The sequence below is a fragment of the Streptomyces sp. NPDC017448 genome, assembly GCF_044330565.1.
Lineage (GTDB): Bacteria > Actinomycetota > Actinomycetes > Streptomycetales > Streptomycetaceae > Streptomyces.
On sequence record NZ_JBIRLM010000006.1, the window covers coordinates 16,086 to 38,513 of the forward strand.

General features: G+C 71.7%; 21 protein-coding genes. 9 read left to right on the plus strand and 12 right to left on the minus strand.

What is annotated here, in order from left to right; genetic code table 11:
- Window positions 1–21: 21 nt before the first annotated feature.
- The 4 genes from ACH4K1_RS12365 to ACH4K1_RS12380 all read right to left on the minus strand — a co-directional run bounded on the left by ACH4K1_RS12365 (window position 22) and on the right by ACH4K1_RS12380 (window position 3,984).
- Window positions 22–894, minus strand: coding sequence for a carbon monoxide dehydrogenase (locus tag ACH4K1_RS12365; RefSeq protein ID WP_398088906.1), 873 nt, complete (start codon window positions 892–894; stop codon window positions 22–24).
- A gap of 140 nt (window positions 895–1,034) precedes the next feature.
- On the minus strand, window positions 1,035–2,633 hold the full coding sequence (locus ACH4K1_RS12370) for a polyamine aminopropyltransferase (protein ID WP_398088907.1): 1,599 nt from the start codon (window positions 2,631–2,633) through the stop codon (window positions 1,035–1,037).
- Between the two features lie 69 nt (window positions 2,634–2,702).
- Window positions 2,703–3,224, minus strand: a complete 522-nt coding sequence (locus tag ACH4K1_RS12375) for a DUF2617 family protein (protein ID WP_398088909.1) — start codon at window positions 3,222–3,224, stop codon at window positions 2,703–2,705.
- Between the two features lie 478 nt (window positions 3,225–3,702).
- Window positions 3,703–3,984 carry a hypothetical protein gene (locus tag ACH4K1_RS12380; RefSeq protein WP_398088911.1) on the minus strand — a complete coding sequence of 94 codons (282 nt, stop codon included), beginning with the start codon at window positions 3,982–3,984 and terminating at the stop codon, window positions 3,703–3,705.
- Window positions 3,985–4,121: 137 nt separating this feature from the next.
- Here ACH4K1_RS12380 and ACH4K1_RS12385 point away from each other — a divergent pair, with 137 nt between their 5' ends.
- Window positions 4,122–5,321, plus strand: coding sequence for a pyridoxal phosphate-dependent aminotransferase (locus ACH4K1_RS12385; protein ID WP_398088913.1), 1,200 nt, complete (start codon window positions 4,122–4,124; stop codon window positions 5,319–5,321).
- A gap of 131 nt (window positions 5,322–5,452) precedes the next feature.
- Here ACH4K1_RS12385 and ACH4K1_RS12390 read toward each other — a convergent pair whose 3' ends face one another.
- Window positions 5,453–5,998, minus strand: a complete 546-nt coding sequence (locus ACH4K1_RS12390; RefSeq protein ID WP_228994959.1) for a YbjN domain-containing protein — start codon at window positions 5,996–5,998, stop codon at window positions 5,453–5,455.
- Window positions 5,999–6,243: 245 nt separating this feature from the next.
- Window positions 6,244–8,832 carry an ATP-dependent chaperone ClpB gene (gene clpB / locus ACH4K1_RS12395; RefSeq protein ID WP_398088914.1) on the minus strand — a complete coding sequence of 863 codons (2,589 nt, stop codon included), beginning with the start codon at window positions 8,830–8,832 and terminating at the stop codon, window positions 6,244–6,246.
- 342 nt (window positions 8,833–9,174) lie between these two features.
- Between clpB and ACH4K1_RS12400 the strand changes: the two genes are divergently transcribed.
- Window positions 9,175–9,576, plus strand: a complete 402-nt coding sequence (locus ACH4K1_RS12400; RefSeq protein ID WP_228994961.1) for a pyridoxamine 5'-phosphate oxidase family protein — start codon at window positions 9,175–9,177, stop codon at window positions 9,574–9,576.
- A gap of 158 nt (window positions 9,577–9,734) precedes the next feature.
- On the opposite strand, the gene ACH4K1_RS12405 is transcribed toward ACH4K1_RS12400, so the two are convergent.
- Entirely contained in the window at window positions 9,735–10,055 is a 321-nt protein-coding gene (locus tag ACH4K1_RS12405) for a (2Fe-2S)-binding protein (RefSeq protein ID WP_228994962.1), read from the minus strand.
- Window positions 10,052–10,264 (minus strand): hypothetical protein, encoded by a 213-nt coding sequence (locus tag ACH4K1_RS12410; protein WP_398088916.1) that lies wholly within the window; start codon window positions 10,262–10,264, stop codon window positions 10,052–10,054. The genes ACH4K1_RS12405 and ACH4K1_RS12410 overlap by 4 nt, the downstream gene beginning before the upstream one ends.
- A gap of 134 nt (window positions 10,265–10,398) precedes the next feature.
- On the opposite strand from ACH4K1_RS12410, the gene ACH4K1_RS12415 reads away from it, so the two are divergent.
- The 4 genes from ACH4K1_RS12415 to ACH4K1_RS12430 all read left to right on the plus strand — a co-directional run bounded on the left by ACH4K1_RS12415 (window position 10,399) and on the right by ACH4K1_RS12430 (window position 13,142).
- On the plus strand, window positions 10,399–11,433 hold the full coding sequence (locus ACH4K1_RS12415) for a helix-turn-helix transcriptional regulator (protein WP_398088917.1): 1,035 nt from the start codon (window positions 10,399–10,401) through the stop codon (window positions 11,431–11,433).
- Between the two features lie 189 nt (window positions 11,434–11,622).
- Entirely contained in the window at window positions 11,623–11,754 is a 132-nt protein-coding gene (locus tag ACH4K1_RS12420) for a hypothetical protein (protein ID WP_398088918.1), read from the plus strand.
- Window positions 11,755–12,425: 671 nt separating this feature from the next.
- Window positions 12,426–12,557 (plus strand): hypothetical protein, encoded by a 132-nt coding sequence (locus ACH4K1_RS12425; protein ID WP_398088919.1) that lies wholly within the window; start codon window positions 12,426–12,428, stop codon window positions 12,555–12,557.
- A 60-nt stretch (window positions 12,558–12,617) separates the two neighbouring features.
- The gene (locus tag ACH4K1_RS12430) at window positions 12,618–13,142 is read left to right on the plus strand and encodes a hypothetical protein (RefSeq protein WP_398088921.1); all 525 of its coding nucleotides are present in this window, start codon (window positions 12,618–12,620) and stop codon (window positions 13,140–13,142) included.
- 118 nt (window positions 13,143–13,260) lie between these two features.
- On the opposite strand, the gene ACH4K1_RS12435 is transcribed toward ACH4K1_RS12430, so the two are convergent.
- The 4 genes from ACH4K1_RS12435 to dnaK form a co-directional block, all read right to left on the minus strand.
- The gene (locus ACH4K1_RS12435) at window positions 13,261–13,713 is read right to left on the minus strand and encodes a heat shock protein transcriptional repressor HspR (RefSeq protein ID WP_359745249.1); all 453 of its coding nucleotides are present in this window, start codon (window positions 13,711–13,713) and stop codon (window positions 13,261–13,263) included.
- A 1-nt stretch (window position 13,714) separates the two neighbouring features.
- Window positions 13,715–14,902: a molecular chaperone DnaJ gene (gene dnaJ / locus ACH4K1_RS12440; RefSeq protein ID WP_398088922.1), complete on the minus strand. Its 1,188-nt coding sequence runs from the start codon at window positions 14,900–14,902 to the stop codon at window positions 13,715–13,717.
- Between the two features lie 93 nt (window positions 14,903–14,995).
- Window positions 14,996–15,646, minus strand: coding sequence for a nucleotide exchange factor GrpE (grpE, locus tag ACH4K1_RS12445; RefSeq protein ID WP_228994968.1), 651 nt, complete (start codon window positions 15,644–15,646; stop codon window positions 14,996–14,998).
- Window positions 15,643–17,496: a molecular chaperone DnaK gene (gene dnaK / locus ACH4K1_RS12450; RefSeq protein ID WP_398088923.1), complete on the minus strand. Its 1,854-nt coding sequence runs from the start codon at window positions 17,494–17,496 to the stop codon at window positions 15,643–15,645. Before dnaK ends, grpE begins: the two co-directional genes overlap by 4 nt.
- Window positions 17,497–17,938: 442 nt before the next feature.
- Here dnaK and ACH4K1_RS12455 point away from each other — a divergent pair, with 442 nt between their 5' ends.
- The 3 genes from ACH4K1_RS12455 to ACH4K1_RS12465 all read left to right on the plus strand — a co-directional run bounded on the left by ACH4K1_RS12455 (window position 17,939) and on the right by ACH4K1_RS12465 (window position 22,378).
- Window positions 17,939–18,601: a sugar transferase gene (locus ACH4K1_RS12455; protein ID WP_398089261.1), complete on the plus strand. Its 663-nt coding sequence runs from the start codon at window positions 17,939–17,941 to the stop codon at window positions 18,599–18,601.
- Window positions 18,602–18,695: 94 nt separating this feature from the next.
- Entirely contained in the window at window positions 18,696–20,975 is a 2,280-nt protein-coding gene (locus ACH4K1_RS12460; RefSeq protein WP_398088924.1) for a (Fe-S)-binding protein, read from the plus strand.
- Between the two features lie 269 nt (window positions 20,976–21,244).
- A complete protein-coding gene (locus ACH4K1_RS12465) occupies window positions 21,245–22,378 on the plus strand; it encodes an FG-GAP repeat domain-containing protein (RefSeq protein ID WP_398088926.1) in 1,134 nt (377 codons plus the stop codon).
- The last annotated feature ends 50 nt before the right edge of the window (window positions 22,379–22,428 follow it).

Sequence of the window (22,428 nt, forward strand, 5' to 3'; positions counted from 1 at the left end):
GTGCGCCCTCTCCGGCTCGGGCTACCGCCGGCGTCGCCACGCCCGGCCGAGCACCACGAGGGAGGCGAGCGCGAGAGCGGCGGCGGGAGCGACCCACCGCAGGGCGGTGTTCGCGCCGCCTGCGTCCTGCGAGGGCACGGGAGCGTACCGGCCGCGCGGGGGCGCGTGGTCGACCTCCTCGGCGCTGCGCCCGATCATGGTGCGCCGGGCGTGCGCGGCCTCGGCGGGCGGTTCCTCCGGAACGGTGAACTCCACCCCGGCGACGGGGTCGAGCGAGGGCGGCGGCACCGGGGAGTCGTACACGGATCGGGGGCCGTCGTCGGCCCTGTCGTCACCGTTTTCACCGGCTTCGGCTTCGGCTTCGGCAGGAGCCTCACCGGGTCGGGCGGAGGCGTCACCGCCGGTTCCGCCACCGCCGTCCGGGTCTTCGCCCTCCTCCCGCGAGGCGAGCGACTCCGTCACCAACTGCTGGGTGAAGCGGTCCAGGAGGCGGTGGGCGGCCGCGAGGGCGGCGCCCTCCTCCCACTCGACCAGCCGCCCGTCCCCCGCGGCCGTACCGCTGTAGACGAGCGTCGTCCCGCCGTCCGTCCCGGTGAGGGCGAGGGTCAGGACCAGCTCGACCGCGCCGTCGCCCCGCGCCTCCACGCCCTCCCCGACCACCGAGAAGCGCCGCCCGTCCGGGCCGTCGCCGTCCTCCGGGCCGGTGAGCCGCAGCTCGCCCCGGTACGTGATGGTGTGGCCGCCGGCCCGCAGTTTCAGCCGGCCCGCCAGGGGCGATGCCGACGCGTCGGCATCCTGCTGGAAGCCGGGGACGCAGCGGGCCACCCGGGCGGGGTCCCCGAGCGTGCGCAGCAGGGTCGGGACGGGAACCGGGACGAACACCTCATGCTCCATGGGAACCGAGCCTAATCCGCCCCGGCCCGGACGTCAGCGGTTCCGTCCTCCGAAAGCCGCGCCGCCCCCGGGCGCTCCGCCCCGGACGCGCCCCGCTCCGCCCGCTCGCACCGCCGGGACCCGCCCCGCCCCCGCCCGGCTCACGTCTCCTCCCAGTACCGCGGGTGGACCAGCGTCGAGGGGGCCAGCCCCGACAGCCGGGCGTCCGCCGCCGCCCGCGCGCCCTCGCGCAGTTCCCGGCCCCCCAGCGACCGCGGCTCGGGCCCGCCGGGGGCCAGGACGACCCGGGGGGCCGCGCCCCTCGCGGCGAGGAGGAAGCCCCAGTCCTCCCGCTCCCGGTCGTCGTCGCCGCCCCGGTCCGGGCCCGCGGCGAAACCCCCGTACCGGCCGGTGACGCGGTAGGGGCGGGTCGCGAGGCCGCCCGCCCGCACCGATGCCTCCACCGTCCAGAAGGTCTGCGGCCGGGCGCCCAGCGGCCCGGCGTGCACCACGAGCCGTCCGCCCGGGGCCAGCGCCTCCGCGACCAGCCCGTAGAACTCGGCGGAGTACAGCTTCGTGCTGGCGGTGATGCCCGGGTCCGGGAGGTCGGAGATCACCACGTCGTAGCGTCCCCGGTCGGTTCGGAGCCAAGGGAACGCGTCCGCCGCGATCACCGTGAGGCGCGGATCGCGGAGGGCGCGGCCGTTCAGCTCGGAGAGGGCGGGGTCGGTGAGGGCCAGCCGGGTGACCTCGGGGTCCAGCTCGACGACGGTGACCGAGCGGACGTCCGCGTAGCGCAGCACCTCGCGGGCGGCGAGCCCGTCGCCGCCGCCCAGGACGAGGACGCGGGCGCGCGGCCCGTTCATGGCGGGGTGCACCAGCGCCTGGTGGTAGCGGTACTCGTCGCGGGCGCTGACCCGCAGCCGGCCGTCCAGATAGAGGTCCAGGGAGTCGCGGTCGGCGCCGGTCAGGACGACCTCCTGCACCCCGGTCTGCACGGCCACCCGCACCTGGTCCCCGTAGACCGCCCGGCGCGCGGCCCGCTCGAAGTCGTCGACCAGCACGGTGGCGGTGGCCAGCACGGCGATCACCGAGGCGTTGACCAGGACGAGGAGCCACCGGGAACGGGCGCTGAGGTCGCGCCGGAACACCCACAGGACCAGTGCGCCGCCCGCCGCCGCGTTGACCGAGCCGGTGAACAGCGTTCCGGTCAGCTGCCCCAGCATCGGCAGCAGCAGGAAGGGGAAGGCGAGCCCCCCGACCAGCGCGCCCACGTAGTCGGCGGCGAAGAGGTCGGCGACGGCCCCGCCCGCGTCCTGCCGGTCGACGCGTTGGATCAGCGTCATCAGCAGCGGGATCTCCGCCCCGATCAGCACCCCGATCGCCAGCGAGAACCCCACCAGGAGGTGCTGCGACTCCCCCAGCCAGGCGAAGGAGGCGTAGAGCACGAGCGCCGAGGAGCCGCCGACCAGCGCGAGAGCGGCCTCCAGCAGGCCGAAGCCGACGGCGGCGTGGCAGCGCAAACGTTTCGCGAGAAGGGAGCCGATCCCCATCGCGAACACCATCACGGAGAGCACGACGGACGCCTGGGTGACCGAATCGCCGATCAAGTACGAGGCGAGGGCGACCAGTTCGAGCTCGTAGACGAGTCCGCAGGCGGCGCAGACGAAGACCGCGGCCAGCACGAGGAGCCGACCGGTCCTCGGCCGTACGGGAAGCCGCGCCACGCCCCCTCGCAGCGACGTGTGCTGGTCGATCATGGTGCGAACGCTACGTCACTGACCCGTCGCACCTTGTCACCCACACGGGTGTAAGTGCCCCTGCCCCTCTCAGGCCGCGGCCGCGGGCACCCGCGCGCCCACCCGCGTCCGGGTCACCACCAATTGCCCCTCCTGGGGGTACGCGTGCCAGGTACGCCACCGCACCTGGCCCTCGGTGCGCTGGGCGAGCATGGCGGTGAAGGCGTACGGGCTGCCGGGGAAGGTGCCCACCAGGCCGTGCGGGTGGTCGCTCACGAGGGCGAGCAGCTCCTGCGCCCTGCCCGCGAACTGACCCTGCGTCAGGATCTCGACCCGGGCGGCGAATTCGTACTCCCGGTCCCCGAGGCGCTTGGAGACGCCGAGGGGCAGGGGGGTGCTGCTGCCGGGCATGCAGGCCACGGTCTCGGAACAGGTCCCGCTCTCCTCCCGGAGAAGGACCTGGTGGGAGGCGCCGAGCAGCCTCAACTGGAGTTCGGCGCCGCCGAGCCGGAGGTCGAGGACCGCCAGGGCGGGCAGCGGCTCCCGCCCCAGCATCCAGGCCAGGTCGGCGGCGCGGGTATCGGAGTAGGCCGTCTGGAGGGTGGTGAGCATGGGTGGGCTCCGCAAACACACATGGACACCTGGACAGCGGGACGCCCCCGGCAGACTGCGCGTGGGAGGTGGGGAGCGCCCGTTCTGGTCCAACTGGGGTCCGAGGGCTGAATGTTCTCTCCGACGAGGGAAGCACGAAGTACACCGCGCTCACAGCGTTTTCGCCCAACTTGCCGTAGTTTCCATCCCCTCGGGGGCCCACGGGTTCACTTGTTCAATCCGAACTGCCCGCGTCGCTCAACGAAAAGGCGCCCGGAGGGAGTTCGTCCTCCGGACGCCCGGCGTCACGTCACTGTCGGTGACGGTGTCACGGTCCGGCCTGCCGTCCGGCGCGACCCGGCCGGCAGCCGCCGCGAAACGACCGGCCCGGCCGGCCTCCCGCTCTCCCGCCCCCGCGTAGCCACCGGCCCCGGCCGACGACCCGGCCCCTGGCCGCCCCGGGGGCGGGCGTCCGGCCCGCCCCCGGTCCGCTCCTCGGTCAGCTGCCGCCGCCGCAACCGCCGCCACCACCGCCGCAGGACGAACCGCCCCCGCAGGAGTGGCCACCCGAGCCCGAGTCGCCCGAGCCGGAGTCGCCGCTCGCCCACACGCCGCCTCCGCTGTCGGAGGACCCTCCGCCCCCGGAACTCCGGCGGCCGGCCCCCGCCCGCCCCTTCGGCTTGGCCTTGGACTTCGACGAACCGCCGGACGCCGACCGCCGCACGGCCAGCAGCCCTCCGACGACGACCACGACCGCCACTGCCGAGATGAGGACACCCATGCGCCCCACCGCCCTTCTTCCCCCGAAGCGAGGTCCCCCGTCGCTTCCCCGTTGATGTGTGAGAGGGGGATTCCCTCGCGCCTCGCGCGCCAAAGCGCACTTGAGCAAGTCCAGAGCTTCGGCCCAGGATGGCGCTCATGACACAGGGACGAGCCACTCAGCCAGCCCCGGCGCGGGAAGGACGGCCGCTGCTCAACCGCCGCCTCGCCGCGTTCGGCACGACGATCTTCGCCGAGATGTCCGCACTGGCCGTGCGGACCGGTTCGATCAACCTCGGCCAGGGCTTCCCCGACACCGACGGCCCCGAGGAGATCCGCGAGGCGGCGGTCCGGGCGCTGCGCGCCGGGCACGGCAACCAGTACCCGCCGGGCCCCGGCGTGCCGGAACTGCGCGCCGCCGTCGCCGCCCACCAGGAGCGCTTCTACGGCCTGAGCTGGTCCCCGGAGACGGAGGTGCTGGTGACCACCGGGGCCACCGAGGCGATCGCCGCCTCCCTGCTGGCCCTGCTGGAGCCCGGGGACGAGGTCATCGCGTTCGAGCCGTACTACGACTCGTACGCCGCCTGCATCGCCATGGCGGGCGCGCGGCGCGTACCGCTCACGCTCCGCGCCCCCGGCTTCCGCCCCGACCTCGGCGAACTGCGCTCACTGATCACCCCGCGCACCCGCCTGCTGCTCCTGAACACCCCGCACAACCCGACCGGCACCGTGCTCACCCCCGACGAACTGTCCGGGATCGCGGCGCTCGCGGTCGAGCACGACCTGCTGGTGGTCACCGACGAGGTGTACGAGCACCTGGTCTTCGCCGGGGCGCACCACCCGATCGCCGCGCTCCCCGGGATGCGCGGGCGCACGGTCTCGATCTCGTCCTCGGGCAAGACGTTCTCGTACACGGGCTGGAAGGTCGGCTGGGTCACCGGGGACGCCCCGCTGGTGGCGGCGGTGCGCTCGGCGAAGCAGTACCTGACCTTCGTGAGCGGCGGCCCCTTCCAGTACGCGATCGCGGAGGCGCTGACCCTGCCGGACACGTTCTTCGCGGGGTTCCGCGCGGACATGCTCCGCAAGCGGGACCTGCTGGCCGAGGGGCTGCGGGCGGCGGGCTTCCGGGTGTACGAGCCGCAGGGGACGTACTTCATCACCACCGACATCGCCCCCCTGGGCGAGAAGGACGCCTACGCCTTCTGCCGCGCCCTGCCGGAGCGCTGCGGGGTGGCGGCGGTGCCGAACTCGGTCTTCTACGACGACCCGGAGGCGGGCCGCAGCCAGGTCCGCTTCACCTTCTGCAAGCGGGACGAGGTGCTGGAGGAGGCGGTGGAACGGCTGGGCGGACTGGGCTGAGCACGGGACGGCGGCCGGACACGGAAACGGCCCGGGAGCCGGTCGTGGTGACCGCCTCCCGGGCCGGGGCCTTCGTCGCCGTGGCTTTCCGGACCGTGGCTTTCCCGGGCCGGGGCCTTCGTCGCCGGGGCTCAGGCGCCCGCGGGCTCCTCGCCCTCCGGCTTGTCCTCGGCGGGCTGGATGCCGAGGTGCTCGACGAGCCACTTGTCGAACTCGATCGAGGCGCGCACCCAGCTCACCGTCGAGGAGACGAAGTGCTCCAGGCTCACGCCGGTGCCGATGAGCATCTGCGCCTCACCGATCAGCCGGACGGAACCCGCCTCGTCGCCCTCGCCCTCGTGGGCGTGGGTGTAGACCTTGGGCCACAGGGTGCGGCGGTTCCAGTCGTCGATGGCGTCCAGCAGGACGGGACGCTGGTCCAGGTCGTGCGGACGGTCGTAGAACGTACGGACCGAGAAGACCTGCTGCTCCGCCTCGCCGCGGAACATGAAGTACGTGCGGAACTCCTCCCACGGCGCCGCGAGGTCGCCCTCGTCGTCGACGACGTACTTCAGCTCCATCTGGTCGAGGAGCTGCTTGACGAGGTCCTGGTCAGGGACGACGGGGCCCTCCGGTCCTGCCGCCTGCGGTTCGGGCTGGCCCCCGAAATTAGGAATCGAGGACGGATCGATGCTCACCGTTATTTCCCTTCGTGCGGTTGCCGCCATCCTCTCCCATGGCAGGCGGGGCATGGCAAGCCCGCACGGCCCCTATCCGCCACAAGCTGACAGACGGCGTACGCGGACAGGGGCCCCCGGTGGCCCCCAAAGCCATCGGGGGCCGCCGGGGCCGTCGGGGTCTCCAGAGCCGCCGGGGCCGCCGGGGCCACCGGAGGCCGCCGGTGACACGCCCGGCGTCCTCCTCCGGGCCCCCGCGCCTCCGGTTACGCGGCGGGGCCGACGACCAGCCCGTCCTCGGCCCGGTCCACCCGTACGGTGTCGCCGTCGCGGACCTCGCCGGACAGGATCTCCTTGGCCAGCCGGTCCCCGATCGCGGTCTGGATGAGCCGGCGCAGCGGCCGCGCCCCGTACGCCGGGTCGTTGCCCTCCTCCGCCAGCCAGGCCAGGGCCTCCGGCGTGACGTCCAGAGTGAGCCGACGGTCGGCGAGCCGCTTGGCCAGCCGTTCGATCTGGAGCCCCGCGATGTGGGCCAGCTCGTCGCCGGAGAGCGCCGAGAAGACCACCAGGTCGTCCAGCCGGTTGATGAACTCCGGCTTGAAGGAGGCCCGGACCACTTCCAGCACCTGTTCCTTCTTCACCTCGGGCTTGACCAGGGGGTCCATCAGGAACTGGGAGCCGAGGTTGGAGGTGAGGACGAGGATGGTGTTGCGGAAGTCGACCGTACGGCCCTGCCCGTCGGTGAGCCGGCCGTCGTCGAGGACCTGGAGCAGGACGTCGAAGACCTCGGGGTGGGCCTTCTCCACCTCGTCCAGGAGCACGACGCTGTACGGGCGGCGGCGGACGGCCTCGGTGAGCTGGCCGCCCTCCTCGTACCCGACGTAACCGGGCGGGGCGCCGACGAGCCGGGCGACGCTGTGCTTCTCGCCGTACTCGCTCATGTCGATGCGGATCATGGCCCGCTCGTCGTCGAACAGGAAGTCCGCGAGCGCCTTGGCCAGCTCGGTCTTGCCGACGCCGGTGGGGCCGAGGAAGAGGAACGAGCCGGTGGGCCGGTCCGGGTCCGCGATCCCCGCCCGCGTACGGCGTACGGCGTCGGAGACGGCCTGCACGGCCTCGGTCTGCCCGATCAGCCGCCTGCCCAGCTCGCTCTCCATCCGCAGCAGCTTCCGGGTCTCGCCCTCCAGCAGCCGCCCGGCCGGGATGCCGGTCCAGGCGCCGACGACGTCCGCGATGTCGTCCGCCCCGACCTCCTCCTTGACCATCGTGTCCTTGTCCTTCGAAGCCTCCTCGGCCTCGGCGGCTTCCTCCAACTCCCGCTCCAGCCCCGGGATCTCCCCGTACAGCAGCTTGGAGGCGGCGTCGAAGTCGCCGTCGCGCTGGGCCCGTTCGGCCTGGCCGCGCAGTTCGTCGAGCCGTTCCTTCAGCTCGCCGACCCGGTTGAGGCCCTGCTTCTCCTTCTCCCAGCGGGCGTTGAGGCCGCGCAGCTCCTCCTCCTTGTCCGCCAGGTCGCGGCGCAGCTTCTCCAGGCGCTGCTTGGAGGCGGGATCGGACTCGTTCTTGAGCGCCAGCTCCTCCATCCGCAACCGGTCGACGGAGCGCTGGAGTTCGTCGATCTCCAGCGGGGAGGAGTCGATCTCCATCCGCAGCCGGGACGCCGCCTCATCGACCAGGTCGATGGCCTTGTCGGGGAGGAAGCGGGAGGTGATGTAGCGGTCGGAGAGGGTCGCTGCGGCCACCAGCGCCGAGTCCGCGATCTGCACCTTGTGGTGGGCCTCGTAACGGCCCTTGAGCCCGCGCAGGATCGCGATGGTGTCCTCGACGCCGGGCTCGGCGACCAGCACCTGCTGGAAGCGGCGCTCCAGGGCGGGGTCCTTCTCGATGCGCTCGCGGTACTCGTCGAGCGTCGTCGCGCCGACCATCCGCAGCTCGCCGCGGGCCAGCATCGGCTTGAGCATGTTGCCCGCGTCCATGGCCGAGTCGCCGCCGGCGCCCGCGCCGACGACCGTGTGCAGCTCGTCGATGAACGTGATGATCCGCCCGTCGCTCTCCTTGATCTCGGAGAGGACGGTCTTCAGCCGTTCCTCGAACTCGCCGCGGTACTTGGCCCCCGCGACCATCGCGCCCAGGTCCAGCGAGACGAGCCGCTTGTCCTTGAGGCTCTCGGGGACGTCGCCCTTGACGATGCGCTGGGCGAGCCCTTCGACCACGGCGGTCTTGCCGACGCCGGGCTCCCCGATGAGCACGGGGTTGTTCTTCGTCCGGCGCGACAGCACCTGCACCACGCGGCGGATCTCCTGGTCGCGGCCGATGACCGGGTCCAGCTTGCCCTCGCGCGCGGCGGCCGTGAAGTCGGTGCCGAACTTCTCCAGGGCCTTGTACTGGCCCTCCGGATCGGGAGTGGTCACCCGACGCCCTCCCCTGCTCGTTTCGAATGCGGCCAGCAGCTTCCCGGCACTGGCGCCCTGCCCGTCGAGGATCCCACCGGCGCGTCCGCCCTTCGCGGCGATCCCGATGAGCAGGTGCTCGGTGGAGATGTAGTCGTCGCCCAGCTCCTTCGCCCGCTGGGAGGCGTCCTGGACGACGGCCAGGAGCTCGCGGTCGGGCTGCGGCGGGGCGACGGTGGAGCCGGTGACGCTGGGCAGCGTGCCGAGCAGCCGCTCGGCCTCACCGCGCACCGCGGCCTGGTCGGCCTCGACGGCGGCGAGGAGGTCGATGACGTTCTCGTTGTCCTGCCCCTCCAGCAGCGCGAGCAGCAGGTGCCCCGGAGTCAGATCGGGGTGCCCGTCCTTCACGGCCCTGCCGGTGGCGGCGTTGATGGCGTCCCGGCTCTTGTTGGTCAGCTCGGCGTCCACGTGTGGTCACTCCTCCTCGCAGCTGGCGGGTCGCGCATGGGTCCATGCGTTGACTTCATCACCGTGCACAAAGTTGAGTCTACTCCACTCAAGGGTGTGCGCGCACATGTCCGGGGCGGCTTCAGGCGGGGGCCCGGGCGGCCCGGACCGCCCGGGCACGGGGGCTGCGGGCCGGGGCGGGGCGGGCGCGGGCCGGGGTGGGGCGGCATGACGACCGGACGCGGTCGGGGGGGCGGCCGGGCACGGACCGGGGGGCGACCGGGCGCGGGCCACCGCGGGGCGGTGCGACGGCCGGACCCGGGCACTGCGGACCGGCGGCCGGGGTGCTCGTACGCTGCCCCCATGGCAGACGTACGCAACCCCTCACCCGAATACGTCGCGTTCTGGCGCGAGAGCCACCTGTCCACGCTGACGACCCCCCGCCCGGACGGCACGCCGCACGTGGTGCCGGTCTGCGTGACGTACGACCCGGAGGCCGGGGTGGCGCGCGTGATCACGGACGGCGGGAGCCGCAAGGTCGCCCACATCCGGGCGGCGGGCCCCGAGGGGGCGCGCGTGGCCGTCTGCCAGATCGACCGGGCCCGCTGGGCGACCCTGGAGGGCCGCGCGGTCGTCCGTACCGAGCCGGAAGCCGTCAAGGACGCCGAGGCCCGCCACGAGGAGCGCTACGGACGCCCCCCGCGGATCAACCCGACCCGCGTCGTCGTCGAGATCACCCTCGACCGGGCGCTCGGCAAGGTCTGAGGCCGCCCGGGCGCTCGGCGAGGCCTGATGCGGCCGCCCGGGCGCGGCCGGACTCCGGCCGGGGAAACGCAGCACAACGGCGCCACCGCGTTCAGGTCACGGTGGCGCCGCTGTGTGGGGGAAGCGCCTGGAGCGACAGGTGACGACGGGGGAATCGCTCAGGCGCTGCGGGGGGTGGCGGAAAGGGGCTCTGCGTCGAACAGCTCGTGGTCCCGCTGATCGAGGTTGACGAAGATCATGCCGTACCTGACGGCACAGCGAACCGGCTGCGGCGCACCACGCGGCCGGCGGAGACAGCGATAGGCGCGGACGTCCTCGTCCTCCTCCATCACCACGACGATCGGCTCTCCGAACAGGGTGACCATCAACGAGTCGCCACGACGGGGGAGGGCCGTGAGCAGATCGATGAAATGCCACCCTGAGCGGTAGGCGGACGCCATCTCGCGCCGGAAGGTGCGGTCGTCCGGCGGGGTGCTCATGCTCGGGCTCCGTCCGACAGCTCGCCGGCCGAGGGCGATCCGGGCACCGGTCCCATCGTCCGCGCGGGCATCAGGTCCCAGGCCAGGTCGGGGGGCGGGGCAGCCAAGGCGTGCGTACCGGCCACGCCGTTGCCCACGCCGCCCTCCACGAGGCCAAGAGCACTCAGCGCTCCGGTCGTCACCCCGACGGAGAGGGCGACAGCAAGCACCGAGCGAAGCGTTTTGTCACTCATGATGGGCTTCGTCCTCACTTCCCAGGTTTCCTCTCCCCCGCACAACAAGACGATGGCCCATCCAGGCACGTCAATGCCACAGAACCGATGCATCATGTTCCTGCTGATTCATGTTCCTGGGGGGTGGAGAATTGACCACAGAAAGCACTAAAGCGACACATCCCCACGCGGTAAGCGCGATGTGCGACGAGGGGGCGCGGCTCTACGCGAGCGCGCTGAGCGTGGGCAAGATAGCTCGTGCCGAGGCGGAGGGCGCTCCCTGCCTGCTCGAATTCGCTCTTCTGCACCCCGATCCCGACGATCCCACCTGGCTCCGGCCAGTGCCGCCGTCAGCAGCGCTGACGCAGCGGCTCCACCCGATCGAGCGGGAGATCCAGGAACGGAGGCGTCGCTCGGTCGAACTCACCGAGGCGTTCGAACCCTTCATGGCGATCAGCGCGCAGGCACCGCCGATGACGCACGCCATCACGGTCCTCGAAGGCATCGACCGCATCAACGCGTCCATAGAACTCGCCCTGGCGGAGTGCCACTCGGAAGTCCTCACGATTCAGCCCGGCGGAGGACGCAGCGAGAACGCGCTGACCATCGCGATGGAACGCGGCAGAATGCTCACCGCCCGAGGTGTGGGCATGCGGACCCTGTATCAGCACACCGTCCGCCACAGCCACGGAACTCTCAGCTATGCGGCACAGATGGCCGACAGCAAGGTGGAGATCCGAACGCTCGAAGAGCTCATCGAGCGGCTCATGATCTTCGACAACACCGTCGCTTTCATACCGGCCACGGACGACCGCACCGTGGCCCTCGAACTGCGGCACCCCGGCATCGTGGAGTACCTGACCAAGGTCTTCGAGCAGTTCTGGCACCGCGCGGTCCCCCTCCAGGAGCAGATTCCGTACGACTCCCCGTCCGACGGCATCTCCGGGGTACGGCATTCCATCGCGAAACTCCTCGTGGAAGGCCATGTCGACGAGGCGATCGCTCGCCGCCTCGGCATGAACGTACGCACCTGCCGCTCCCACATCGCCAAACTCAGCGTCGCGCTGGGCAGCAACAGCAGAGCCCAACTCGGTTACCTCATAGCACGGTCAGGGATTCTGGAATCCGGACCGGACCCCGCACTCCCCCCCACCGCCCGGGCGTGACCGCACAATGGGGGAGAGCACGGCCACACCCAGGTTCGTCCGGGGGGTTCCCCGCTCCCCGTCTCCTCCACCATCGCCCCACAACCAGGCCGGCACCACCGTCCACTTGTTGCACTGCACGAAGCGGGGGGATACCCCATGGTCATCGAGAAGGACAGAACAGGGCGCCCACCGCACGGAAGAGCCGAATTGTGCGAGCCGGCGCTCCGGATGTACGGGGCCGCCCTGCGAACCGGACGGCTGGCGCGTACGGACGTCTCCGCCGCCCCCTGTCTCATCGAGCTGTCCCTCGTGCACCCCGATCCGTGGGACGCCGACTGACTGCGTCCGGTACCGCCCTCCTCCGCACCGGCCCACCTCCTGCAGCCCGTCTCCCGGGAGATCGACGAACGGTTGCGTCTCGCCGCGACGCTGAGCCACTCGCTCCTGCCGCTGACCGCCCTCGCACAGGGCGACCCCAACCTGGCGATCACCGTGCTCGAAGGAAGCGCCACCATCCAGGCGTCCATCGACGAGGCGACCACCACGGCCACCGACGAGATACGGACGGCCCAGCCCGGCAGCAACCGTCCACCCGCGGTGCTGAGGACGGCCCTGGCCAACGCCCACACCGCGATCGAGCACGGTGTCCGGGTCCGGCACATCTACCAGCACCCGGCCCGCTACAGCGGCTCCGTCCGGGACTACCTCGCCCAGGTGCCCGCACAGCACGTCCAGGTCCGCACCACCGAGCTGACCGTCGAACGGCTCATCATCATGGACCGTGCGGTCGCCTACGTCCCCGCCTCGGCGGATGGCACGACCGCGCTGCGCATCAGCCACCCGGCTCTGGTCTCCTACCTCATCCAGGTGTACGAAGTCCTCTGGGCGCAGGCCGTTCCGCTGGCCGAGAACCATTCCGCGGCCCCACCGGACACCCGGACACCGCCGTCCAGCGCGGCATCGCCCGCCTCCTCACCGAAGGCCACATCGACGACGTCGTCGCCCGCAAGATGGGCATCAGCGTCCGTACCTGCCGCTCCCACATCGCCCGGCTCATGCAGACCCTCGGCGCCACCAGTCGCACCCACCTCGGCGCCCTCCTCGTCGGCTCGGGCATCGTAGAGGCACGCCGGCGCGGTTGAGCCGCCGGCGCGGCGCTCCACAGGCGCAGCCGGACCGACTCCGAGGACCACGAAGCCCAGATGACCGACACCACCCCCCTGCCGGCCGCCGTCGAGGACGACCACTTCGGCAGCATCCTGGTCGAACTCACCGGAAAACACGGCGAGATACTCGTCGTGAGCGGCGAGCGCATCCCGCGCACCGTCCTCACCCGCGCCCCCGGCGCGACCGTCGACGACCACATCGCCATCGGCACCCGCGACCCCCGCCACCTCACCCTCACCGTGGACGGCGAGGAGGCGACGATCAAGCCCGGCAAGGGAAAGCTCCGCCGCCGCTCCTACCGGGTCGACGTCCGCTGCGCGGGCACGTCCTACCGGCTGGTGCCCGACTCGATCCCGAGCAGCCGGCTCCTCCGCGACGGCAAGCGCGTCGGGGACTTCTCCTCGGGCGGCGACGGCCGGGTCCTGGCCGAATGGCGGGACGGGGCCACGGTGGAGCCCCTCGACGCGGCGATCGCCTACACGCTGGCGGCCGCCTTCGGCACCGGCGGCCAGCCGATGTGGATGATGCTGGTCGAGACGGTCAGCGAACTCCTGCCGTAGAGGGGGCGCCGGGCGCGTACGTACGCGCGCGGCGCCCGGTACATACGCGGAAGGGGGCCGGGAGAGCGTGCGATCCGCTCTCCCGGCCCCCTTTTCGCCTGTGACGGGCGGTCGGCGCCTACTCCGTCGGCCGCTTCGGCTTCGGCCGCCAGACCACCAGCGCACCGGCCTGCTGCACGTCCTGGTACGGCACCAGGTCGCGGCGGTACGAGGCGTGCACCTGGGCCTCGCGCTGCTGCATGGCGACCGCCGCGCCGTCCACCGCCGCCGACAGCTCGGCGACGCGCTGCTGGAGCGCGGCGACCTGGTTCTCCAACTCGATGATCCGCTTGATGCCCGCCAGGTTGATGCCCTCGTCCTGCGACAACTGCTGCACGGTGCGCAGCAGCTCGATGTCGCGGGCCGAGTAGCGCCGGCCGCGCCCGGCCGTACGGTCCGGGGAGACCAGGCCGAGACGGTCGTACTGGCGCAGCGTCTGAGGGTGGAGGCCCGAGAGCTGGGCCGCGATCGAGATCACGTACACCGGTGTCTCATCGGTCAGCTGGTACGGATTGCGTCGACGGCCGTCCATCTCAAGCTCCCTTCGCCGCCTGGAACAGTTCCGCCCGCGGGTCCTCGTCCGCGGTGGCCTTCCGGTAGGTCTCCAGGGCGTCCCTGGCCTCCTGGTCCAGCTCCCCGGGGACCGCGACCTCCACGGTGACCAGCAGGTCGCCGCGGGTGCCGTCCTTGCGCACGGCGCCCTTGCCCCGGGCGCGCATCGTACGCCCGTTGGGGGTGCCGGCGGGAAGCTTCAGGGTGACCGGGGGGCCGCCGAGCGTGGGGACCTTGACCTCGCCGCCGAGCGTCGCCTCCGGGAAGGTGACGGGCACGGTGACCGTGAGGTTGTCGCCCTTGCGTCCGAAGACCGGGTGGGCGTCGACGTGGACGACGACGTAGAGGTCGCCGGCCGGTCCGCCGCGTTCGCCCGCGCCGCCCTTGCCGCGCAGCCTGATCCGCTGGCCGTCCGAGACGCCCGCCGGAATCCGCACCTGCATGGTGCGCGCCGACTTCGCCCGGCCGCTGCCCTTGCAGACGTCGCACGGGTCCTGGGCGATGAGGCCCCGGCCCTTGCAGTCCACGCAGGGGTCGGTCAGCGAGAATCCGCCGCCGCTGCCGCGCGAGACCTGGCCGGTGCCGACACAGGTCGGGCAGACCCGGGGGGTGCCGTTCTTGTCGCCGGTACCGGAACACGCCTTGCAGGGCGCCTGGCTGGACATCCGCAGCGGGACCGTGGCCCCGTCGACCGCCTCGGTGAAGCTGAGCGTCACCTCGGACTCGATGTCCTGGCCGCGCTTGGGCTGGACGCGGGTGCCCGCGCCGCCCCGGTTGAACAGCCCGCCGAAGACGTCGCCGAGACCGCCCCCGCCGCCGAAGCCGCCGCCCGCGCCGCCCTGACCGCCCGGTGCGCCCCCGCCGAAGAGGTCGCCCAGGTCGAAGTTGAAGTTGCCGCCCGCACCACCGGGGCCGGCCCGGAAGCCGCCGTTGCCGAAGAGGGCGCGCGCCTCGTCGTACTCCTTGCGCTTCTTGGGGTCGCCGAGGACGTCGTTCGCCTCGGAGATCTCCTTGAAGCGCTCCTCCGCCTTGGCGTCGCCCTTGTTGGCGTCCGGGTGGTACTCGCGGGCGAGCTTCCGGTACGCCTTCTTGACCTCGGCGTCGGTGGCGTCCTTCGGGACGCCGAGAACCTTGTAGTAGTCCTTCTCGACGAAGTCCTTCGTGCTCATCGACGTCCCTCCTTCCGGACGATCGGCCGAGCGGCCGGCCCGTGGGCCGGCCGCCGGGCCGCGCGGTGGGCCCCGAGGTGGTCAGACGCGTCGTCAGACCTCCTCGGTGCCACCGCTCTCCTCGTCGTCGGTCTTCTCTTCCTGGGCCGCGGCGGGCGTGGCGCCCGGCTGCGGCTCGGCGACGGCCACCCGCGCGGGGCGGATGGTGCGCTCGCCGATGCGATACCCCGGCTGCAGGATCGCCACGCAGGTCGTCTCGGTGACGTCCGGCGCGTAGCTGTGCATCAGGGCCTCGTGGATCGTCGGGTCGAAGGGCTCGCCCTCCTTGCCGAACTGCTGGAGGCCCAGCTTCGCGACGACGGTCTCCATCGACTCGGCCACCGACTTGAAGCCGCCGACGAGCTCGCCGTGCTCCCGCGCGCGGCCGACGTCGTCGAGCACGGGAAGGAACTCGGACAGGAGGTTCGCGACGGCGACCTCCTTGACCAGGGCCCGGTCCCGCTCCACGCGGCGGCGGTAGTTCTGGTACTCGGCCTGGAGCCGCTGGAGGTCCGCGGTGCGCTCGCCGAGCGCGCTGCGTGCCTGGTCCAGCTGGGCGGTCAGGCCGACGGTCTCGTCCGTGTCCCCGGCCGGGGCCGCCGCCTCCTCCTCGGAGGGGTCGGCGGCCTTCGGCTCGGCGTCGTCAGGGGTGGCGCCGGAGGGGACGTCGGGCTTCTCCTCGAAGCCCGGGGTCTCCTCGGTCACGCCGCACCGCCCTTGGTGTCCTTCTCGTCGTCCACGATCTCGGCGTCGACGACGTCGTCGTCGGCCTTGGCCTGACCGTCGCCCGGCGCCTCGGCGCCCGGGGCCGCACCCTCGGCCTGGGCGTTGGCGTACATCGCCTGGCCCAGCTTCTGGGAGACGGCCGCGACCTTCTCGGTGGCCGTGCGGATCTCGGCGGTGTCCTCGCCCTTGAGCTTCTCCTTCAGCTCACCGACCGCGGTCTCCACCTCCGTCTTGACGTCGGCGGGGACCTTGTCCTCGTTGTCCTTGAGGAACTTCTCCGTCTGGTAGACGAGCTGCTCGCCCTGGTTGCGCGACTCGGCGGCCTCGCGGCGGGCGTGGTCCTCCTCCGCGTACTTCTCGGCCTCTTCGCGCATCCGGTTGACCTCGTCCTTCGGCAGCGAGGAGCCGCCGGTGACGGTCATCTTCTGCTCCTTGCCGGTGCCGAGGTCCTTGGCGGCGACGTGCATGATGCCGTTGGCGTCGATGTCGAAGGCGACCTCGATCTGCGGAACGCCGCGCGGGGCCGGCGGCAGACCGGTCAGCTCGAACATCCCGAGCTTCTTGTTGTACGCCGCGATCTCGCGCTCGCCCTGGTAGACCTGGATCTGCACGGACGGCTGGTTGTCCTCGGCCGTCGTGAAGATCTCGGACCGCTTGGTCGGGATCGTGGTGTTGCGCTCGATGAGCTTGGTCATGATCCCTCCCTTGGTCTCGATGCCGAGGGAGAGCGGGGTGACGTCGAGGAGCAGGACGTCCTTGACCTCGCCCTTGAGGACACCGGCCTGGAGCGAGGCGCCGATGGCGACGACCTCGTCCGGGTTCACGCCCTTGTTGGCCTCCTGGCCGCCGGTCAGCTCCTTGACGAGCTCGGCGACGGCGGGCATACGGGTGGAGCCGCCGACGAGAACGACGTGGTCGATCTCGGAGAGCTGGATGCCCGCGTCCTTGATGACGTTGTGGAACGGGGTCTTGCAGCGGTCCAGGAGGTCCGCGGTCAGCTGCTGGAACTGCGAGCGCGTGAGCTTCTCGTCCAGGTGCAGCGGGCCCTCGGCGGACGCCGTGATGTAGGGCAGGTTGATCGTGGTCTCGGTCGAGGACGAGAGCTCGATCTTCGCCTTCTCCGCGGCCTCGCGGAGACGCTGGAGAGCCATCTTGTCCTTGGACAGGTCCACGCCGTGGCCGTTGGCGAACTGCTTCACCAGGTAGTCGACGACGCGCTGGTCCCAGTCGTCGCCACCGAGGTGGTTGTCGCCGTTGGTGGCCTTCACCTCGACGACGCCGTCGCCGATCTCCAGGAGGGACACGTCGAAGGTGCCGCCACCGAGGTCGAAGACGAGGATCGTCTGGTCGTCCTTGTCGAGGCCGTACGCCAGGGCGGCGGCGGTCGGCTCGTTGACGATGCGCAGGACGTTCAGGCCCGCGATCTCGCCGGCCTCCTTGGTCGCCTGACGCTCGGAGTCGTTGAAGTACGCGGGGACGGTGATGACCGCGTCGGTCACCTTCTCGCCCAGGTACGACTCGGCGTCGCGCTTCAGCTTCTGCAGGATGAAGGCGCTCATCTGCTGCGGGTTGAAGCTCTTGCCGTCGAGGTCGATCTTCCAGTCCGTGCCCATGTGGCGCTTGACGGAGCGGATGGTCCTGTCGACGTTGGTGACCGCCTGGCGCTTGGCCACCTCGCCGACGAGCACCTCGCCGTTCTTGGCGAAGGCGACGACGGACGGCGTGGTCCTGGCGCCTTCGGCGTTGGTGATGACGGTGGGCTCGCCGCCTTCGAGAACGCTGACGACGGAGTTAGTCGTGCCCAGGTCGATGCCGACCGCACGTGCCATTTCAATTCCTCCAACTGACTACTTGAGTGGATCTGACTCAAGGATGCATCACACCGCCGCATGCGTCAACAGACCTGAGTCGAGCACGCTCAACTTAAGTGCTTACGCGGACCACATCCGCGCAGGTGCCGCCACCACACCACCGCCCCGAAGCACGCCACACCCCTCGCACACCACCCGTCCCACGGCCCCACCATGGGATCGTTCTGTCACAAAATGCCGCGAGACGGCCGCAACCGTCACCGACCGGCAGGTTCCACCGTGGACCGTCACCCCATCGAACCTTCGAACCCGGGCGGGCGCGATGCAGAACGCGAGACAGGACGCGAGGCAGCGGCGCGCCCGGCAGAGAAGAAGGACGCGGTACGCACAGGAGGCGGGCGGCGCGGCCCGGCGGCCCCGGGGCTCCGGCCCGTACCCGCACCCGCACCCGTACGGAGCGATCTCCGGATCCGCGAGGAGCTGCTTCCCCTCCCGCGCCGCCGCACGCCTCTCTGGCCTCGCCGACCGGGCCGGGCGGCTCGCGGACCGCCTCCTCCCCCGGGCGACGGGCACGACGGCCGAGCGCGCGCTGGATCTGGTCCTCGGCACCGCGCTGCTGGCCCTGACCGCCCCCGCCGTGGCGGCGGCCGCCCTCGTGCTGACCCTGCGGCGCACTCCGGGCGGCGCCTGGGACCGCCGCCCCCGCACCGGTCTCGACGGCCGGGTCTTCGCCCTGCGCACGCTCCGCACGCGGCGGTTCCGCCTGGACGTGCTCTCCCGGCTCCCCCACGTCGTACGCGGCGACCTCGCCCTCGTCGGCCCCGCCCCGCTCGCCCCCGGCGACCCGCGCGCCACGGGCCCCCGCGCCCGGCGCTGGCGGCGGGAACTGCGCCCGGGGCTGACCGGCCTGGCACAGGTACGGGCCCGCTCGGGCCTGCCGTGGGACGACCCCGCCCTGCTCGACCAGCACTACGCAGAGCACCATGGAGTCGTGCTCGACCTGGCGATCCTGGCCGAAGCCGCACGCGACTGCCTGCGGACGGCTCTCCCCGCGTCGCGTCGGACCAAGGCACACCTGAGCGACACAGATCACCGCCCGCCCGGCTGCAGCGGGGTGGACTAAGTGGATAGTGTCAGCACAGACTAATTAAGTTACTGCTTAGTAGTAGGCAGTACCCCAATGGATCCCGCTCTCGCAGGCCCGAGGAGCCCCACTCATGCAACTCGCCGCGATCATCGTGTCGCTGGTGCTGACGGTCGTCGGCGTTGCGCTCGTCGCCCGAGCCGTCGCGCAGATCTACCGCTTCGTCCGCCTCGGACAGGCGGTACCGGCTGGCAGCCGCACCGACGACCCCAAGCAGCGGACGATCACCTTGATCAAGGAGTTCGTCGGCCATACCCGCATGAACCGCTGGGGAATCGTGGGCGTCGCCCACTGGTTCGTCGCGGTCGGCTTCCTGACCCTGGGCCTGACGATCGTCACGGCGTACGGGCAGCTGTTCAAGGCCGACTGGGTGCTGCCGTACATCGGCACGTTCCTGCCGTACGAGATGTACATCGAGTTCATCGCGCTCGGCACGACCGTCGGCATCCTCGTCCTGATCGCGATCCGCCAGCTGAACCTGCCCTCGCGGGCCGGCCGCAAGTCGCGGTTCACCGGCTCCAAGATGGGCCAGGCGTACTTCGTCGAGACCGTCATCCTCGTCATCGGCGCCGCGATCCTGGTGCTCCGCGGGCTGGAGGGCGCGCTCCACCACGTGGACGGCTACGGTCCCGCGTACTTCGTCTCGTACCCCCTGGTGCTCGCCTTCGAGGGGCTGAGCGTCGGAACGCTCCAGAACCTGGTCTACCTGTTCGCGATGATCAAGCTGGGTACGACGATGATCTGGGCGATCACCGTCGGGCTCAACACCAACATGGGCGTCGCCTGGCACCGCTTCCTGGGCTTCCCGAACATCTGGTTCAAGCGGAACGCCGACGGCGAGGTCGCGCTCGGCGCGCTCCAGCCGATGACGAGCGGCGGCAAGGAGATCGACTGGGAGGACCCGGCCGAGGACGCGGTCTTCGGCGTCTCCCAGGTCGAGCAGTTCTCCTGGAAGGGCATCCTCGACTTCTCCACCTGCACCGAGTGCGGACGCTGCCAGTCGCAGTGCCCCGCCTGGAACACCGGCAAGCCGCTCTCCCCGAAGCTCCTGATCATGTCGCTGCGCGACCACGCGCACGCCAAGGCCCCGTACCTGCTGGCCGGCGGCGGCAAGACCATGGAGGGCGAGGAGAAGGCCACCGAGGAGCAGCTCAAGGACGTCCCCGCCGCCGCCCTCGCCGAGGCCGAGCGCCCGCTGATCGGGACCGTCGAGGAGAACGGCGTCATCGACCCGGACGTCCTGTGGTCCTGCACCACCTGCGGCGCCTGCGTCGAGCAGTGCCCGGTCGACATCGAGCACATCGACCACATCGTCGACATGCGCCGCTACCAGGTGATGATCGAGTCCTCGTTCCCGTCCGAGGCGGGCACGATGCTCAAGAACCTGGAGAAGAAGGGCAACCCCTGGGGGCTCGCCAAGAAGGCGCGCGTCGAGTGGACCAAGGAGGTCGACTTCGAGGTCCCGATCGTCGGCAAGGACGTCGAGGACCTCACCGAGGTCGACTACCTGTACTGGGTCGGCTGCGCGGGCGCCCTGGAGGACCGGGCCAAGAAGACCACCAAGGCCTTCGCCGAGCTGCTGCACATCGCGGGCGTCAAGTTCGCGATCATGGGCGGCGACGAGAAGTGCACCGGCGACTCCGCCCGCCGCCTGGGCAACGAGCCGCTGTTCCAGCAGCTCGGCCAGGAGAACGTGGCCATGCTGAACATGGCGTTCGGCGAGGACTCCGCCGAAGGTGAGGAAGGCGCGACGGCGACGAAGCCCAAGTCGTCGAAGAAGATCGTCGCGACCTGCCCGCACTGCTTCAACACGATCGCCAACGAGTACCCGCAGCTCGGCGGCGAGTACGAGGTCATCCACCACACGCAGCTGCTCCAGCACCTCATCGACGAGGGCAGGCTGATCCCGGTGACCCCGGTCGAGGGCCTGATCACGTACCACGACCCGTGCTACCTGGGCCGCCACAACAAGATCTACACCCCGCCGCGCGAGATCATCGCGAAGGTCCCGGGGCTGCGGAACGAGGAGATGCACCGCCACAAGGAGCGCGGCTTCTGCTGCGGCGCCGGCGGGGCCCGGATGTGGATGGAGGAGCGGATCGGCAAGCGCATCAACACCGAGCGCGTCGACGAGGCCCTCGCCCTCAACCCGGACATCGTCTCCACCGCCTGCCCGTTCTGCCTCGTCATGCTGACCGACTCGGTCAACGGCAAGAAGAACGACGGCCAGGCCAAGGAGTCGATCCAGGTCGTGGACGTCTCCCAGCTCCTGCTGGACTCGGTGAAGACGCCGGTCGACCCGGCCGGTGAGGCCGACGCGGTGGACGCGCCGGAGCCCGAACCGGCACAGTGACGTAAGGCATCGCCGCGACGAGCGGCCGGACCCGCCTCGGGGGCGGGACCGGCCGCTTTTCCGTGCCCGGCACTCCGTTTTTCGTGCCCGGCGCCCCGTTCTCCGTGCCCGGCGCCCCGCCCGGCGGCGGTGGCGGCCCTCGCGTGTGAGCCCGGGCATGTACGGGATGCCGCATCTGAAGCATCATGTGCCCGGAAGAAGCCCGACACCGTCCGGGAACCCGCCCCGCGACCGGTGGGCGCCGGACGACGAACGACGACGAGGCACCCGTGCGCCCACCCACCCGCACCGAGCACCCCAGGGCCGCGGCCCCCGGCAGGACGACGGCCCCCCTCGCCGCGGTCTGCACGGCCCTGCTGCTCGCACTCACGGCCTGCTCGGGCCCGCCCCCCTCCCCCGCGCCCGGCGCCAAGAACAGCGACACCCCGCCACGGGCCCGGGCGGGCGCCGCACGCATACCCGTGCCCCGCGGCGAGGGCAGCCGCGCCCCGTACGACTTCAACGGCGACGGCCACCGCGACCTGGTCCTCGACGACCTGGTGAAGGCCCCCGAGGACAGCCACGGCGACGACGCGGGCATCGGCGTCGTCTACGGCACCGGCGACCCCGGCCGCCCCCTGGACCCCGCCGTACGGCAACTGCTGAGCGCCCGGGCGAACGCGGCGAAGTCCGGCGACACCCTGCCCGCCGCCTTCGACTCCGAGGCCGCCTGCGACCTCGACCGGGACGGCTTCACCGACCTGGTCGTCTCGACCGACCCCCCGTACAACGGCATCGGCGCCCCGCCCGTCCCCCTCCAGATCCTCTTCGGCTCCCCGGCCGGCCTCGCCGGCAGGGCGGTCACCGTCCGCATCCCGCAGCAGGCCCGGTTCGGCAACGAATGGCCCGAGCAGCCGGTCTGCGGCGACTTCGACGGCGACGGCAGGGCCGACCTCGCGGTCACCGCCAGCGCCGGCCGGGTCACCTTCCTGCACGGCCCCTTCACCCGGGCCGGGGCCCCGCGCGGTGCGGAGCTGCTGCCCGACGGGGGCCCGTACCTCTACGCCCCCGAACCCGGCTCCGACACAAACGAGGACGGCTACGACGACCTCGTCGCCGCGGTCCGCCCGCACGCCCCCGGCCAGGCGGGCAGGGGTGCCCTCCTCCTCGGCTCGGCAGAGGGCCCGGCGCGTCCGGGCGGCGCCTACGCGTTCACGGCCGAGAAGCTCCCCACCGCTCCGCTGAAGGCGACGGGCGCCACCCGCACCGCCCTCCTGGGCCACGGGGACCACGACGGCGACGGGAAGCCGGACACGGTGGTGCGGACGTACCGGGGCGAGCAGCAGGACCTGGTCGCGCTCTACCCGGCCGGTAACACGGACAAGCCCCTCGCCACCTTCTCCACGGCGGTCTTCCTCCCCTGAACTCCCCCGCCGACGGGCCGGGGTTCACCCCTTAGGGGATGTCACAGCTC